The organism is Nocardia sp. AB354 (assembly GCF_049538315.1).
In the GTDB taxonomy this organism is placed as follows: Bacteria; Actinomycetota; Actinomycetes; order Mycobacteriales; family Mycobacteriaceae; genus Nocardia; species Nocardia nova.
The window spans coordinates 263543-274722 of the sequence record NZ_JBMVFU010000006.1; the positions used below are offsets into that span (position 1 = coordinate 263543).

The 11180-nt window shown below is 69.5% G+C and carries 13 protein-coding genes; 5 read left to right on the top strand and 8 right to left on the bottom strand.

Annotation, left to right across the window (positions count from 1 at the left end; all coding sequences use genetic code 11):
- Positions 1 to 410: 410 nt before the first annotated feature.
- The 3 genes from ACPCUW_RS11655 (at position 411) to ACPCUW_RS11665 (ending at position 3939) form a co-directional block, all read left to right on the top strand.
- Positions 411 to 1640 carry a cysteine desulfurase family protein gene (locus ACPCUW_RS11655; protein WP_423424726.1) on the top strand — a complete coding sequence of 410 codons (1230 nt, stop codon included), beginning with the start codon at positions 411 to 413 and terminating at the stop codon, positions 1638 to 1640.
- Entirely contained in the window at positions 1637 to 2749 is a 1113-nt protein-coding gene (gene mnmA, locus ACPCUW_RS11660) for a tRNA 2-thiouridine(34) synthase MnmA (RefSeq protein WP_423424728.1), read from the top strand. Before ACPCUW_RS11655 ends, mnmA begins: the two co-directional genes overlap by 4 nt.
- 137 nt (positions 2750 to 2886) lie before the next feature.
- Positions 2887 to 3939, top strand: a complete 1053-nt coding sequence (locus ACPCUW_RS11665) for a methionine synthase (RefSeq protein WP_423424730.1) — start codon at positions 2887 to 2889, stop codon at positions 3937 to 3939.
- 25 nt (positions 3940 to 3964) lie between these two features.
- Here ACPCUW_RS11665 and ACPCUW_RS11670 read toward each other — a convergent pair whose 3' ends face one another.
- The 8 genes from ACPCUW_RS11670 to ACPCUW_RS11705 all read right to left on the bottom strand — a co-directional run bounded on the left by ACPCUW_RS11670 (position 3965) and on the right by ACPCUW_RS11705 (position 9409).
- Positions 3965 to 4318, bottom strand: a complete 354-nt coding sequence (locus ACPCUW_RS11670) for a hypothetical protein (RefSeq protein ID WP_104365842.1) — start codon at positions 4316 to 4318, stop codon at positions 3965 to 3967.
- A gap of 68 nt (positions 4319 to 4386) precedes the next feature.
- A complete protein-coding gene (locus ACPCUW_RS11675; RefSeq protein ID WP_423424731.1) occupies positions 4387 to 5634 on the bottom strand; it encodes an AAA family ATPase in 1248 nt (415 codons plus the stop codon).
- Between the two features lie 38 nt (positions 5635 to 5672).
- Positions 5673 to 6062, bottom strand: a complete 390-nt coding sequence (locus ACPCUW_RS11680) for a hypothetical protein (protein WP_063014698.1) — start codon at positions 6060 to 6062, stop codon at positions 5673 to 5675.
- Positions 6059 to 6961: a metallophosphoesterase family protein gene (locus ACPCUW_RS11685; protein ID WP_423424808.1), complete on the bottom strand. Its 903-nt coding sequence runs from the start codon at positions 6959 to 6961 to the stop codon at positions 6059 to 6061. Before ACPCUW_RS11685 ends, ACPCUW_RS11680 begins: the two co-directional genes overlap by 4 nt.
- A 44-nt stretch (positions 6962 to 7005) precedes the next feature.
- On the bottom strand, positions 7006 to 7479 hold the full coding sequence (locus ACPCUW_RS11690; RefSeq protein ID WP_082976267.1) for a cupredoxin domain-containing protein: 474 nt from the start codon (positions 7477 to 7479) through the stop codon (positions 7006 to 7008).
- A gap of 63 nt (positions 7480 to 7542) precedes the next feature.
- A complete protein-coding gene (locus tag ACPCUW_RS11695) occupies positions 7543 to 8115 on the bottom strand; it encodes an RNA polymerase sigma factor (RefSeq protein ID WP_064907707.1) in 573 nt (190 codons plus the stop codon).
- Between the two features lie 86 nt (positions 8116 to 8201).
- Positions 8202 to 8894 (bottom strand): Rieske (2Fe-2S) protein, encoded by a 693-nt coding sequence (locus ACPCUW_RS11700; protein ID WP_423424734.1) that lies wholly within the window; start codon positions 8892 to 8894, stop codon positions 8202 to 8204.
- The gene (locus ACPCUW_RS11705; protein WP_423424735.1) at positions 8891 to 9409 is read right to left on the bottom strand and encodes an RNA polymerase sigma factor; all 519 of its coding nucleotides are present in this window, start codon (positions 9407 to 9409) and stop codon (positions 8891 to 8893) included. The genes ACPCUW_RS11700 and ACPCUW_RS11705 overlap by 4 nt, the downstream gene beginning before the upstream one ends.
- A gap of 218 nt (positions 9410 to 9627) precedes the next feature.
- On the opposite strand from ACPCUW_RS11705, the gene ACPCUW_RS11710 reads away from it, so the two are divergent.
- Both ACPCUW_RS11710 and ACPCUW_RS11715 read left to right on the top strand, forming a co-directional pair.
- A complete protein-coding gene (locus ACPCUW_RS11710) occupies positions 9628 to 10164 on the top strand; it encodes a hypothetical protein (protein WP_423424737.1) in 537 nt (178 codons plus the stop codon).
- Between the two features lie 245 nt (positions 10165 to 10409).
- Positions 10410 to 11087 (top strand): hypothetical protein, encoded by a 678-nt coding sequence (locus tag ACPCUW_RS11715; RefSeq protein ID WP_104391287.1) that lies wholly within the window; start codon positions 10410 to 10412, stop codon positions 11085 to 11087.
- The last annotated feature ends 93 nt before the right edge of the window (positions 11088 to 11180 follow it).

Genomic DNA, 11180 nt, shown 5'->3' on the forward strand with positions numbered 1-11180 from the left:
TATCGGAATCGCTCCCGCTCGAGCGCTGTCCGCGCCGCGCCGTGGTGATCGTTCTGCGAGGCAGCCTAGTCAGAAACGCGGTTATCCGCAAACTTTCCGCGAGCTGGTCGCCGGCCCGAAACAACCTGGTGTCCAGTCGTTTTCGAATGGTAGTGTTGGTTCGGTGGAAATTCGGGGGATTCGTGGTGAGTAAGCTTTCCGGCTTCAGCAAATATCGAGCACATGCTTGGTTCGGTGCTGCCGGATTTGTCCGCCGGAATATCGGGACGCCGAAAAATCTCCGGCGGCCATCGGGAATATCGGGGGAGGGCAGCCGGGTTGCCGATGGGGGTGAAGCGTAGGTGGTACGCGGAAGGCGGAAGGATACCCCCAAGGTGTGCAGGTCAACGGTGGGATAGGCTGGATCGGTCATGATGTCGGCTTTCCCGGGTCCGGTCGCAGCGGCGCCCAAGACGGTCTACCTCGATCACGCGGCCACGACACCCATGTTCCCGGCCGCCGTCGAGGCGATGACGGCTGTGCTCGGCACGGTCGGTAACGCGTCGTCCCTGCACGGCTCCGGCCGCACCGCGCGGCGATTGCTGGAGGAGGCGCGCGAATCCGTCGCGGCCGATCTCGGGGCGCGGCCCTCGGAGGTGATCTTCACCTCGGGCGGTACGGAAAGTGACAATCTCGCGGTCAAGGGCATCTACTGGGCTCGTCGCGACGCCGATCCGCGCCGCACCCGCATCCTGGTGAGCTCGGTCGAACACCATGCGGTGCTGGACGCGGTGGACTGGTTGCAGGAGCACGAGGGCGCCCAGGTCACCCTGCTCGACGTCGACTCCGAGGGCATCGTCTCGCCGGGGGCGCTGCGCGAAGCGCTGTCGGCGCACGCCGACGATACCGCCCTGGTCAGCGTGATGTGGGCCAACAACGAGGTCGGCACGATCGAGCCGATCGTCGAATTGGCTTCCGTCGCTCAGGAATTCGACGTTCCGATGCACAGCGACGCGGTGCAGGCGGCCGCCCAGCTGCCCATCGATTTCGCAACGAGTGGCCTGGCCGCGGCCAGTTTCGCCGGGCACAAGGTCGGCGGTCCGCACGGATGCGGGGTCCTGCTGCTGGGCCGGCAGGTAGGCTGCGTGCCGCTGCTGCACGGCGGCGGCCACGAGCGCGATCTGCGATCGGGCACCTCCGATGTGCCGGGCGCGGTGGGAATCGCCGCGGCGCTGCGGGAGACCGTGCAGGAAATGCCCGCGCGCACAGCGGAATTGATCGAGCTGCGCGATCGCCTGATCGCAGGCGTGCGCGACGCGATGCCCGGGGCGGTCCTCAACGGCGCTACCGGTGAACGGCGCCTGCCCGGAAACGTCCACTTCACCTTCCCCGGTTGCGAGGGCGATTCCCTGCTGATGCTGCTCGACGCCGCGGGGATCGAGTGCTCGACCGGATCGGCGTGTAACGCCGGGGTGGCCGCGCCGAGCCATGTACTGCTCGCGATGGGGGTCGAACCGCGTCAGGCGCGCGGTTCCCTGCGGTTCTCGCTCGGTCACACCACGACCGCGGCCGAGATCGACAGAGTGCTGGAAGTTCTGCCCTCCGTGGTGGAGCGGGCCGAAGCGGCCGGACTGGCCGGTGCGAAAGGAGGTACGCGATGAGAGTGCTGGCAGCGATGAGCGGCGGCGTCGATTCCGCCGTGGCCGCCGCGCGTGCGGTCGACGCCGGCCACGAGGTGGTCGGAGTGCATCTGGCCCTGTCGGCCACCCCCGGAACACTGCGCACCGGGTCGCGCGGCTGCTGTTCCAAGGAGGACGCCGGCGATGCGCGCCGCGCCGCCGACGTGCTCGGAATTCCGTTCTACGTCTGGGATTTCGCCGACCGCTTCAAAGAGGACGTGATCGACGACTTCGTCGCCGCCTACGCGGCCGGCGAGACGCCGAATCCGTGCCTGCGCTGTAACGAGAAGATCAAGTTCTCGGCCCTGGCCGACCGCGCCGCCGCGCTCGGATTCGACGCCGTGGTGACCGGTCACTACGCGCAGCTGTCCGACGGTGTGCTGCGCCGCGCCGTCGACGCCGACAAGGATCAGTCCTATGTGCTGGCCGTGCTCACCGCCGGCCAGCTGTCGCGGGCGATGTTCCCGGTGGGTGACACCCCGAAGCCGCGCATCCGCGAAGAGGCCGCCGAGCGCGGTCTCGCCGTCGCGAACAAGCCCGACTCCCACGACATCTGCTTCATCCCCTCCGGCGACACCCGCGCGTTCCTCGGCGCCTCGATCGGTGTGCGTCCCGGCGCCATCGTCGACAGCGACGGCCGCAAACTGGCCGACCACGAAGGCGTGCACGGATTCACGATCGGCCAGCGCAAGGGGCTCGGGCTGCCCGGCCCCGCCGCGGACGGCCGCCCCCGCTACGTCACCGAGATCGACCCGGACTCCGGCACCGTCCACGTCGGGCCCGCCGAAGATCTGGACGTCTGGACGGTGCGGGCGGACCGGGCCGTGTGGACCTCCGGTGAGGTGCCGTCCGGGCCGTTCGACTGTGTCGTCCAGGTGCGTGCGCACGGCGGCATCGCCCCGGCCGTCGTGGAGGCGGTCGACGGCGGACTGATCGCGCGGCTGCGCGAGCCCCTGACCGGCGTGGCGCGCGGGCAGGCGGTAGTGGCCTATCTGCCGGATCCGTTGGGAGACCGGGTGATCGGCAGCGGCACCATCAGCGGTACCGGACGTGAGCGCGCCGGGGAGCTGGTCGCGGATTCCGCGCGGTGAGCGCGGACGTCGTCCGGGTCGGGGGCCACTTCGGGGAGTACGGCCGGCTCCGCGTCCACGCTCGGATACGGTTGCGCCGTGCGTGACCACGTCATGCGGCCGCCGACGTTCGGCGCGGTGATCGAGATGGGTGACATATGACGAGCGAGAACCGATCCGACGCGCGGCCGAGCCTGCGGGGAGGTATCGCCACGGGTGTCGGTTCCTGGCCGGGCACCGACCCCCGCGAGGCCGCCGCCACCATTGTGGGGGAGCTGCCCGAACTCGCCCATCTACCCGAATTGCCCGGGCGCGGTGCGGGTTCCGATATGGTCGGGCGGGCCTCGGCGTTGCTGGTCGACATGCAGTTCGACACCACCACCCGCGGATACCGCTTGAGCCCCCGCCCCGGAGCGACCGCGCGCCGCGCGCACGATCTGCTTCGCACCGATCTCGACGCGCTCGAAGAAGCCTGGGAGACAGCGGGTCTCACCGGTGCCGGCCGCACCCTCAAGGTGCAGTCGGTCGGACCGCTGACGCTCGCCGCGCAGGTCGAACTGTCGAACGGTCATCGCGTGCTCACCGACTCCGGTGCGGTGCGCGACCTGTCGGAATCATTGGCCGAGGGGCTGTCCGATCATGCCGCCGAGGTGGCCAAACGGCTGGGCGCCGATGTCGTCGTGCAACTGGACGAACCGTCGCTGGGGGCGGTGCTGGAGGGAAGTCTGCGCGGCGCCAGCGTGCTGAACACCGTGCGCCCGGTTCCCGAGCCGGAGGCGCTGCACATCCTCGACACGGTCGTCACCGCCCAGTCCGTCCCGGTGCTGATCCACAGCTGCGCCGATGCGCCGCCACTGTCGTTTCTGCGCGGAAGTTCCGCTGCCGCAGTAGGTTTCGATATGGCGGCCATCGCCACCGGCAACCTCGACGCCGTCGGTGAACTACTGGACGCGGGTAAATATCTCGCGCTGGGGCTGGTCCCCACCACGGCACCGGCCACCCCGCCCACCTGGCGGCAGCTCGCCGAACCGGGCGTGCGCCTCGTCGACCGCCTCGGCTTCCCGCGGCGCACCCTCGCCGACCGCATCCTGGTCACCCCCGCGTGTGGCCTGGCCGCCGCCCCCTTGGCGTGGGCCCGCCGTGCGCTGGACCTGTCGTCCGACGTGGCCCGCGCCTACGCCGACGACCCGGATTCGCTCACCTTCGAATAGGGCGCGGCGGGGGGCTGCGCCGGGATCACAATCCTGTGGACGGCCCCGGGGCGGGATGGCCGATCTGCCAGTGCTGAGGCTTACCCGGTGGATAGACGACGGGGAGGTCTTCACCGGGGAACGGCCACTGGTTGACGTCCCAGGCGAAGCGCCCGTACACGGTCTCGGCCGCAACACTCGGCCCCGAGATCGTGCCGGTGATCGTCACGAACTGCTCGCCCTGCGCGGCCGGGCGCGGGCTCACGCCGGTGATCCGCAGCGTCCCGGCCTCCTGCGCGCCGCGCTGGAAACCACCGAAACGACCCCGGCCGCGAAAGTTCATCAGCAGCGCGATCAGTGCGCCGGCGATCAACACGATGAACACGATCTGCAGCAGCATGCCTCCATGCTAGGCGGACAAACGGGACAGCCTCGATGTGCCGCCGTCACCGGGGCGCCGCGGCGATATCAGCCGGCGCTGAGCTCGCTGGTGCCGGCGGCGGTGCGGCGGACCTGCCACACCCGGGTGCGCCGAGACTGTGAGCGCCCGTTGCCGCGGTCGATGAGCGTGCGGTTGCGGGTGGTGAAGATCAGCTGCGCGCCCCGGGAGTTGGTCTCCGGATTCTGGAACAGCTGGATCAGCCGGTCGGCGGTGTCTCCGGTGAGGTGGGTGTCGACATCGTCGACCGCCAGCACCCGGCCGGTGTCGAGCGCGTCGAGCACGGTCGGCAGCAGGCGCAGCAGGGCCAGTGTGGCGGTGGATTCGTCGGCGATGTCGAAGGCGGCGTCGATGCCCTCGTGGACCACGCCGAGCCCGACCCCGCGGCGGGCGACCATGCGCGCGTAGAGGGTGTCGCGGGCCGCGCGCAGATTGCTCAGTTCCCGCTCGAGGGCGACGGGTTCCACGCCGAGGGTTTCGCGCACCCGCAGGGCGTGCGCGGGCGAGGCGGCACAGGCATCCAATTCCTTTGCCATCCCGGCGATTTCGCCGTCGATATCGCGCAGGTAGTCGGCGTACATCGGATCGTTCTCGGCCAGCAGCAGATCCTCGATGCCCAGTTCGGCCGAGCGCAGCAGCATCAGCAGCCGCGCGGCGTTGTCGGCGGAGCGCGAGATGTGCCCGCCGAGGCGCTCGGCGATGCTGTGCGGGTCGGCGGGCCCGCGCTGGACGTCGAGCTGCGCGGAGAACCAGCGATAGGCGGGCACCAGCGCCTCGGCGTACATCTGCCCGGTCAGGCTGAGCAGCAGCGCATTCGGCCGCACCAGCGGCACCAGTGCGGTGATGCCGAAGCGCACCGGTTCGAACATCGGCCCGATCCGGATCTGCTCGCCCTCCCGTTCGAAGACGACGCGTTTGCGGTTGTGCGGATGCGTATGCAGCCATTCGGCGGTGACATCGGCGTTGTCGAGGCGGAACCCATAGGTGTAGGGGGTGCCCTCGGCGACGAAGGTGGCGACGAATTCCGAAGGCCGGTCGGCGAATCCGAGATGCGGCGTGCGCACCGGCCCGGCGTAGGGATCCCAGCCGGTCACCGAATGCAGGACCGCGTCGCGCATGTGGGCCAGTGCGTCGACGAGACCGGATTTCCCGCTCGCCGCCGCGCCGTGGACGGCGGTGACGGGAGCGGGCAGCGCACCGGCCCGGCTCGACACCAGGCGGAGTTCCTGTGGTTCGGCCAGGGAACGGTGATTGGTCACCTGAAAACTACGCAGCACCCGAGCCATCCTGCCGTCCGCCGGGCGGCGCCGCGACATCAGGTGCGAAGTTCGCTCCGGTACAGCGAGACCAGACAGACCACGAGGGTGACGATCTCGGCGACGACCGCGACCATCGCCTGCGGTGCCGGCTGCCAGCCGGTTTCGGTGAATCCGAACAGGCCGCTCGTTCGCGACAGCACGAAGCCGGCCAGGGAGGCGGCGCTGAGCACCGCCGCCGCCGCGCGCAGGCTCCAGGGGCCGACGAGAACCAGTGCGGCCAGCGCGAAGGCGGCGGCGGCCTGGATGGCGAACGACGGGCCCACGTAGTCGATGTAGCGATAGCCCCGGCCGTAGAGCTGGGTGTGCACGACACCGGTCGTGACGAGTCCGGCGCTGATCGCCAGGCGCGCCGGGAACCGCGACCGTGCGGTAGATAGCGTGTTCATCGCAGTGTCTGCTCCTTGATCGCGAGCATCTGCCGGCCCTGCTGGTAGCTCACTTCCCGGATCCCCAGGGCGTCGTGGAGCTTTCCGGCCGGCAACGTCACCGGTTTGGGCGCGGGCCCGTCGCCGGGATGCGGCAGGGGATAGGCGGTGGTCGTCCCGCTGAAGAAGGTGATGTTTCCCTCGGTCTTGGTGAAGAGTTGATGCACATGGCCGTTGAGGCAGGTGACCGAGGAGAACCGCCGCAGCAGGCTCAGTACTTGCGCGGCATCGTCTGTGCCCCAACCCCATTGGGGATACATCGCGAACAGCGGGATATGGCTGAAGACGATGATCGGGGTGTCGGCGGACAATCCCGCCACGTCGGTGCGGACGAAGTCGATCTGATCCTGTCCGAGATGGCCCAGATTCTGCGCGTTGAGCGTATTGACCAACCCGATGACGTGCACCCCCGCGATGTCGAAGCTGTACCACCCATCACCGCGGGTGCCCTTGCCGAACACCGAGCGGTAGCGCTGTCCGCCGTCGTCGGTCGAATCGTGTTCGCCGGGCACGGTGAAGATGTGCGGTGTGGACAATCCGGACATCATCTGGCGGACCTGATCGAATTGCGCGGGTGTGGCGAGGTGTGTCAGGTCACCGGTGTGAATGACGAAATCCGGTGTGTATCCGAGGGTATTGACCTGATCGATCGCCTCGGTGAAGGTGTCGGTGACATTCGCGTTGGCGGTGCCCTGGAATCCGATGTGGCTGTCGCTGATCTGCGCGAATCGCAGGGTGGGACGTTCGGCAGTGGCCGGGACCGCGCCCGCCACATGGGAGATGACCTCGCCGCCGACCACGGTCAGGCCGACGGCCGCGCCGAACCAGGCGCTGTGGCGTAGCAGCCGGCGCCGGGTCATGGCGTGCGGATCGCGCGGATCGGTGTGCCGTGGGAATTGTTCGGTCACGGGGTCACCACCACTGTCGCGTGCATGAAGGGATGGATCGAGCAGAAGTAGGCAAAGGTGCCCGGCTGGGCGAAGGTGAAGCTGAATGTGGCCCCCGTGCCCATTCCCGGGGAGTGGAACGAGCCGTCGCGCGCCACCACCGTATGCGGTTCCTCGTCGCGATTGGTCCAGGTCACGGTGGTGCCGGCCCTCACGGTCACGGTCTGCGGGCCGAAGGCGAAATTGTCGATGGCGACGGCGTTCGGTCCGGCCACGGCGGCCGGCGTGCGAGGCACATTCGACATTCCGGGCATATTCGGCATCGGTTCCGGGCCGCCCGGGGTCATACCCAGACCGGGGTCCTCGGAACGGACGGTGGGAGCGGGTGGGCTAGCCCCCTTGTCGGCGGGGGTCGCGCACGCCGACAGTGTGATGACGCCGAGGGCGACCGTCGCGGCGGCGGTGAAATTCAGAACGAGGTGTCGTGGCATCGGATCCGGCCTCCATCCGGACCCCGCGGAGTGCGGGGCTTCACCGACAGATAGGCGACCGGGTTACAGGCCGAGGTCGATATTCAGTTCCGACGCCGCGCGCAGCGCCCGATGCTGCAGCACCTTCGCATTGGCCACGCTGATGCCGAGCGCGGCGGCCGATTCGCGCACCGACAATCCCTGCAGGAAACGCAGTTCGAGAATTTGGCGGTAGCGTTGCGGGAGTTCGCCCAAGACCGCGCGGACGTGTTCGGGTGCCCGCGACGCGGCGGAATCGGTTGGTGCCGAAGCGGTCTCGTCCGGAATGTCGTCGTCGATGACCGTGATCTCGCGGCCCATCCGCGATCGCCAGTGCGCGGCGAGCACCGTGCGAGCGGTGGTCCGCAGATAGGCGCGCACCTCGGCGACGCTCGCGGTGATCCGCAGCGGTTTCAGTGCGGCCACGAACACCTCCGCGGTGAGATCCTCCGCATCCGGTTTGTTGCCGACCTTGCCGAAGATCAGCGCGTAGACCCAGCCGACGTTGTCCCGGTACACCTCTTCCCAGCTGGGATAGCGATCTTGCGGTACCAGTCGCAGGTCGCGGCGCCGGGGCTCCTCCGGCGATCGCGACCCGGCCGTGGATCGCCCTGCCATCCCAACCACCCTCCTGCAGCCCGGTGACGCACGCGCCTGTCAGGGATAGATACGGGATGTGGTTACATGCGGTTCGGTGCGCGCTGTCAGGCGGGCTTCTCCGGTGCGAACACCTCGATCGAGCCGTTCGCTTCACGGACCCGCAGCCGCGGCAGGGGGGCGGGCGTGCGAGGCAGCTCGTGGGTCACGACCTCACCCTCGAAACCGAAGGAGGTCGAGTGGCACGGGCAGCGCAGCCGAGCCGCCGCCGCGTCCAGCCACAATTTGCACCCCTGGTGGGTACAGATTCCCGACAGCGCGTAGACCACCCCGTCGCGGCGGCGGAGGAAGCCGTTGACGGCGCCGAGATCGAACGGTGTGGTCGCGCCGTCGGGCAGCTCCGCACTGGCGAGGACCGGCTGCCAGGTTCCGTGCGACGGCACCAGGGTGTGCTGTGCGGCAGGAACTTTCGGCTCGCCGGATCCGCTCAGCACCGTGTGGTCGATCACCCCGCCCGCCGCGGCCGCGGCCGCCACCGACGTGCCGATCAAGACCGCGCGCCGGGTGGGACGCCACGTGCGCGCACCCCGGTCGGCGGCGGGCTCGTCGAGGTCCTCGGACAGGCGGTCATGCAGTCGGGCGATGAACTCCTCGTCGGGGCTGCCGGCACCGGTCCGGGCCGCCCGCAGCGCGATCGCGGCGCGGATCTGGGCGGCGTCGTCATCGTCGGGCCGGAAACCGCGCGGGCTGCGGCCGGCGAGGATGTCGTCGACGTAGCGCTCCACATCTTTGCTGCTCACAGCGAGCCTCCTGATTTGGGACGGGCGGCCGATCGCAGCGCCGAGCGCTGGCGTGCCTCGGCCTCGGGAACGCTGACACCGAGCCGCGCCGCCGTGTCGGCCATCGAAAGTCCTTGCAGGAAACGCAATTCCAGGATCCGCCGATCGGGTCCCGGCAGTTCGGCGAGCAGATCGCCGAAGGCTGCCGGCGTGGTCGAGGTACGGCCGGGCGGCTCGATGTCGATCACGGTGATCTCCCGGCCCACCCGGGAGAGCCAATAGCGGGCCAGGACCGCACGCGCGGTATGTCGCAGCAGTGCCGGAATCTGCGATGGTTCCGCACCGAGGGGCGATGGCTCCAGCGCCGTCATGAACACCTCCGTCGTCAGCTCTTCGGCATCGGGCGCGGCGCCCACCTTCGCGAGCATCAGCGCGTATACCCAGCCGACATTGCCGCGGAAGATCTCCTCCCAGTCGGCGTAGCCGTCCCCGGACGGCGGCGCCGGTGTGGGCGCCGACTCGGGCTGCCCGCTCATCTGCCGCCGCCCTCCTCTCTGGTGCCGCCGCACTCGAGTCCCTCTCGGGCCGATCGGGTGTGCGGACACTGTGTCGCCGTCGAAAACTGTGCCGCCATCAATTAGATAGCAGGGCGGTTACACAGACCACCGGTTACGCGCCACGAGCCGGGCGGAGCGCCGCGCCGCGTAACCCGCGCTCCTATCTGCAGGCACAACGACTGCGAGGAGTGAAGAAGATGAACGTGGCATTCGGGGTGCAGTGCGCACGAGTAGTGGCGGCCGGCGTTGCCCTCGCCGGTGCTATCGCGACGGCCGCACCCGGTGGCGCTGCCGGGGCGCCGGACCATGCGGCATTCGATCCCGTTGCCACGCAGTGTCTTTGGGCCGACACCGCGCATCCGCGCGGAGAGACCGTCACGGCGGGCGGGTGGAGTTACAGCTGCGTAACCGACGCCGCCGGCGCACCTCGGTGGATTCGCGGGGCGGCGGCGATGGGGTCGAGTACGGTGCCCGATCCGGGGGCGGCGAACGCACCCGCCGGACATTTCAGCGCGGGAGCCCGGCAACCCGGCACCGAATACACCGACTACTGCGTGGGCGACCAGTTGATCGAAGGGCGCGACAATGTCTACGAAGTCACGCCGAGCGGGGACGGTCTGCTGTTCTGGCGGCCCGCCGCGGCCGTGGACTCGTGGACGTTCGACCCCGGCAGCCATCCGGCGCCGCCCTCCGCGCGCGGCCCGAGCCTCTGCCGGGACAGTCAACTTCTCTGAATTCGGGCCTTCCGGGCGTCGCCCGACGGGGGCCGCGGCACATCGGCGAGTGAATCACCGGCGGACGGGTAATCGCACTGCCGAGCGAAGTTGTCGCGGTGCGGCGCCCCGGGTGCGGTGGTCGCGACGGTTTCGGTGCGAAAGTGCGGCGGCCGGGCGGTGACGTTCGTCCGGTTCGTGTCGGTGGGACAGGAATCGGCGTGTTCTCCGTAGGGTCGCCGGTGTCGAGGAAAGGGGCCGTCCGAATGTTCGAGCGGGTAGTGCAGAAGTCGGTGGAGACGTTCGTGCGGGCGGGGACGGGGGTGCAGGAACCGCTGGCGGCGAAGTACGTCGGCCGGTTGCGGCGCAAGCATCCGGAGCGGACGCCGGAGGATATCGAGCGCGGCCTGCGGTGGCGCTATCTGGGCGCGGTGACCGTCAGCGGCACACTCGCGGGCCTGTCAGCGGCGGTGCCCGGGGTGGGCACGATCATCGGACTGGCGGCCAGCGGTGTGGAATCGGTCTTCTTCATGGAGGCCTCGGCGTTCTACGCCGTCTCGGTGGGTGAGTTGCACGGGATGCGAACGATGTCGCAGCAGCAGCGCCGGGCGCTCGTGGTGGCGGTGGTCCTCGGCGAGGGCGGGGCGCAGTTGCTCGGCAAGGGCGCCGGGCAGTCGGCCAAGGATTGGGCCTCGGCGGTGGCGGACAAGCTTCCGGTGGTCCGCTCGATCGACAATCCGATGGCCCGCAAATTTATCGTCGGGTTCATCGCCAAGCGCGGGGCGTTGCTGTTCGGCCGGGCGCTGCCCGCCGGCCTCGGTGCGATCATCGGCGGCACCGGCAACTACGCGCTCGGCCGGGCGGTGCTCGCGAACGCCGATCGCACCTTCGAATCGGCGCCCCCGTCCTGGCCGGACGACGTCCGGGCCGCCGTCAACGCCTGATTCCGACGTGCCCGAAGGGTCCGCGAGCATGTCGGTGGGCTGGGCTAATGTGCCAGAGGTGAGCGAAACCGGGATCGAGGACGCACGCGCCGC

Excerpts from the sequence above, each read along its gene's own strand:
- ACPCUW_RS11655 (WP_423424726.1), top strand. The coding sequence starts at position 411 with ATGATGTCGGCTTTCCCGGGTCCGGTCGCAGCGGCGCCCAAGACGGTC.
- mnmA (WP_423424728.1), top strand. The coding sequence starts at position 1,637 with ATGAGAGTGCTGGCAGCGATGAGCGGCGGCGTCGATTCCGCCGTGGCC.
- ACPCUW_RS11665 (WP_423424730.1), top strand. The coding sequence starts at position 2,887 with ATGACGAGCGAGAACCGATCCGACGCGCGGCCGAGCCTGCGGGGAGGT.
- ACPCUW_RS11670 (WP_104365842.1), bottom strand. The coding sequence starts at position 4,318 with ATGCTGCTGCAGATCGTGTTCATCGTGTTGATCGCCGGCGCACTGATC.
- ACPCUW_RS11680 (WP_063014698.1), bottom strand. The coding sequence starts at position 6,062 with ATGAACACGCTATCTACCGCACGGTCGCGGTTCCCGGCGCGCCTGGCG.
- ACPCUW_RS11685 (WP_423424808.1), bottom strand. The coding sequence starts at position 6,961 with ATGACCCGGCGCCGGCTGCTACGCCACAGCGCCTGGTTCGGCGCGGCC.
- ACPCUW_RS11690 (WP_082976267.1), bottom strand. The coding sequence starts at position 7,479 with ATGCCACGACACCTCGTTCTGAATTTCACCGCCGCCGCGACGGTCGCC.
- ACPCUW_RS11695 (WP_064907707.1), bottom strand. The coding sequence starts at position 8,115 with ATGGCAGGGCGATCCACGGCCGGGTCGCGATCGCCGGAGGAGCCCCGG.
- ACPCUW_RS11705 (WP_423424735.1), bottom strand. The coding sequence starts at position 9,409 with ATGAGCGGGCAGCCCGAGTCGGCGCCCACACCGGCGCCGCCGTCCGGG.
- ACPCUW_RS11710 (WP_423424737.1), top strand. The coding sequence starts at position 9,628 with ATGAACGTGGCATTCGGGGTGCAGTGCGCACGAGTAGTGGCGGCCGGC.
- ACPCUW_RS11715 (WP_104391287.1), top strand. The coding sequence starts at position 10,410 with ATGTTCGAGCGGGTAGTGCAGAAGTCGGTGGAGACGTTCGTGCGGGCG.